The organism is Deinococcota bacterium (genome assembly GCA_030858465.1).
Classification (GTDB): Bacteria; Deinococcota; Deinococci; order Deinococcales; family Trueperaceae; genus JALZLY01.
On sequence record JALZLY010000229.1, the window covers coordinates 1 to 3006 of the forward strand.

3 protein-coding genes and 1 pseudogene are annotated in these 3006 nt (G+C 60.2%); all 4 read right to left on the reverse strand.

The features are described from left to right. Window positions 1–259 precede the first annotated feature (259 nt). Window positions 260–529, reverse strand: coding sequence for a cold-shock protein (locus M3498_11610; protein ID MDQ3459931.1), 270 nt, complete (start codon window positions 527–529; stop codon window positions 260–262). Between the two features lie 158 nt (window positions 530–687). After that, on the reverse strand, window positions 688–1170 hold the full coding sequence (locus M3498_11615) for a hypothetical protein (GenBank protein MDQ3459932.1): 483 nt from the start codon (window positions 1168–1170) through the stop codon (window positions 688–690). A gap of 54 nt (window positions 1171–1224) precedes the next feature. Continuing rightward, window positions 1225–1512: pseudogene (locus tag M3498_11620) on the reverse strand (HU family DNA-binding protein). Between the two features lie 404 nt (window positions 1513–1916). Next, the coding region (locus tag M3498_11625) for an FtsX-like permease family protein (protein MDQ3459933.1) at window positions 1917–3006 on the reverse strand (1090 nt) is incomplete at its 5' end.

A 3006-nucleotide genomic window follows, 5' to 3' on the forward strand; every position in this document is an offset into this window, starting at 1 on the left:
CGTCAACACCGCGCGCCAATGGTTCTCGCGCAGCAAAGGGATCTCAGGTTACCGTACGACGCCAGACGTTATGGCAGGAGCGACCCACATAATGTTGCAAGCCAGTCGCAGTTGTTATAGTTGCGCCCGAGGCTTACATCTGCCCACCGTGCACTACAGCCCGTTCTTGAGGGAGTGCTTGTACGAGTTTGGCGCCAGCAGCAAGGAAAAAGCGGGCGCCTGATACACCTCAGGCGCCCGCTTTTGGTGGTGGGTTTAGCTAGTAGCGGTCGCGACCGCCGCCGCCACGGTTACCACCGCGGTCATCATCACGAACAGGCGCGGCGTTCGTCACCGTGACGTTCGCTGCCTGCAGACCCTTGGGTCCCTTCTCCACCTGGTACTCGACCTCGTCGCCCTCGTTGAGGCTCTTGTAGCCCTGGCCGGTAATGGCGGAGAAGTGAACGAAGACGTCAGCACCCCCGTCACCCTGCTCGATGAAGCCGAAGCCCTTTTCGCTGTTGAACCACTTGACTTTACCTGTAGCCATCTTCTTCCTCTTCCTTTTTCGCCCAACCATAAGCTGGGTACAGCTGAAACTTCCCGCACGCTCGTGCGGGTGACGCGAAAGCCTGCTGCTTTGACGTCCATTCATGATACATGACCGGGCCTTTGCTCCGGTGGGGCAGGGAGGCAGGTTTCAAGAGCTTAGTCCTTGGCTTGCTGCTGTGCCAGCTTGATGAGGTGTTGCCGCAGCAGCGAGAAGCCATCATGCTCCGCCACCGACTTCTTATCTACAAGGGCTTCTAAAACCTGCCGAACGACGCTGCCTTTTTCGTAGAAGCTATCGGGATGCACGATGCCCAGAAGAATGTGAGCGGTGCTGACGCGGTTGGTTCCCAAGCCCTGAGCTTCACTCCCGGCGAGCTCCATCACCCTTTGGGCACCTGAGCTCACCGCCACGCGTTCACCCTCGGGTGAGGGGTGGCCTGCTAGTGCTCCTAGCCCTTCCCGGATTGCCTCTAGATGCACCCCGAACTCGCTCAGCAGTTCGCTCGCTTCATCCTCCGTGCGCAGCACACCCAGCAGCAGGTGCTCGGGTTCCACGGCGGCGTGACCCAAGTTGAGGGCTTCTTCCCTGGCGAGGTGGAATACCAGGCTGGCTTGCGTATCGAAACTGAGCATACTCATGATAGTAGCGTCTTCGCTGAGCCAGCACTGGTTCCAGAGGCAAGCGCATCGGCCTTACTGGTTCACGCTGTCCTTGAGGGTCTTGCCAGGCTTGAAGGCTGGGCTCTTGCTCGCTGGAATCTGCACCCTCTCCTTGGTGCTGGGCTTCATGCCCTATCTCGCTTGTCGGTCGCGCACCTCGAACTCACCAAAGCCGGTGACCTGCACCTTGTTCCCGCGCTTTAGGTGCTCGCTGATGTGCTCGAAGGTCGCTTCGACCACGGCTTTGACGTTCTTCTTGCTGAGGTTCTGCCCCTCGGCAAGGGTGTCGGTGACCTGAGCTTTGGATACCGTGTCCGCCATAGTGCCTCCTTTGGATGTCGCTTGACCCTAGCACCTCTGTTTGGGATGGGTAGATAAGAAAAGAAATTGAACACGCCTATGCCCGCAGGGATTGTCTGATGTTGCTTCACATGACCTCTGAGTTGGCCCAGTCATGGGCTCCACCTACGCGGCTTCAGCGTTGCCTTGCCTCTGCGCCAGCTGGACGAGCCGGTGGCGCAGCAGCGAGCAGCCATCGGGCTCCACGCCACCAACTTCTGTCTACAAGCACCTCCAAGACCTGAGGAGCACACTCTCCCGCGCCTGAAGACAAACGGCCTAAGGTGTCCAAGACGATGCTGGGACTGTCTCGTCCCAGCATCGTCTGTAGAGGGTGGGGTTTACCCTTGGGCCGGAGACGTCAGGCCGGGGGCACGATGCCGACGCTATTCGTACCGCAAGGCGTCGATAGGGTCGAGCCGCGCAGCGCGGGCTGCCGGAAGCGTGCCAGCGAGGAACGAGAGCGTCATGACCAGGAGGACCACGATTGTGACTGCAGCTGGGTCAAAGGCGATGATTCGGAGTCCTGCCAGCGCTGCGAGCGGCCCGCTCGCGATGACGGTGCTGATGACGGTACCGAGCGCGATGGCGGCCACCGCTCCAAGGGCGCTGCCGAGGAGGCCGATGAAGATCGCTTCGGACGAGAAGAGCGCGAACAACCGGCCCCGGCTCATGCCCATTGATTTCATCAGGCCGATCTCCCGGGTCCGTTCTTGGACTGACATGAGCAGCGTATTGATGATGCCAAATCCAGCGGCGATGAGGGCGATAACGCCGAACGCATTCAGCACACCGATGATGGCATTAATGACGGACGTTACAATGCCCAGCTGATCCTGGAAGGTCATCCCGTCGTAACCGGCGTCAGTGAGGGCGGCTTTGATAGCGATTTCGCCGAGTGCGCTTTGTGTGGGCTCGAACCGAGCGGCAACCATCGTGTAGATATCGCGGTAGCCGTCGGGCATTCCCGTCATCTGGCTCTCGTGCAATGTCTCCTTCAAACTCTTGCTGATGATGGCGCCGGAGCCGAAGAGCGTCGCCTCTTGAACTCCGACGATGGCGGCGTAGATGACGTGTGCGTGCCCACCGACGTCAGTGACACCGAGCGTCACGCTCTGTCCGAGGGCTGCCTCGGCGTCCGCGAAGCCGAGCGGTGCGAGGTAACTCACCGGCAAAAGTAGTGCGTGCGTGTCGTCATCGCGAATCGGTCTGCCGACCACGAGGTCGAGGTTGAGGCCGACACCGCCCGGATTAATCGCGAATTCGTACTTGATGCCGTCATTCCGGGAAATGTAGTCAGTCGTGACCGATACGAACGGCTCGACGCCCGTGATGCCGTCGATGGCGAGGATCGTCGCAAGATCGTCTGCGGTGAGCACTTCGATTTGCATTCCCTCGCTGTTCAATGCCATGACTCGCTCCGGATCGTAGACGGCCGGGCCGGAGTCGGTCCCGCCGAACGTACCCCCTTCGCCC

What these genes read in the sequence shown, in the direction of transcription:
- M3498_11610 (MDQ3459931.1), bottom strand. Translation starts at nt 529, where the DNA reads ATGGCTACAGGTAAAGTCAAGTGGTTCAACAGCGAAAAGGGCTTCGGC.
- M3498_11615 (MDQ3459932.1), bottom strand. Translation starts at nt 1,170, where the DNA reads ATGAGTATGCTCAGTTTCGATACGCAAGCCAGCCTGGTATTCCACCTC.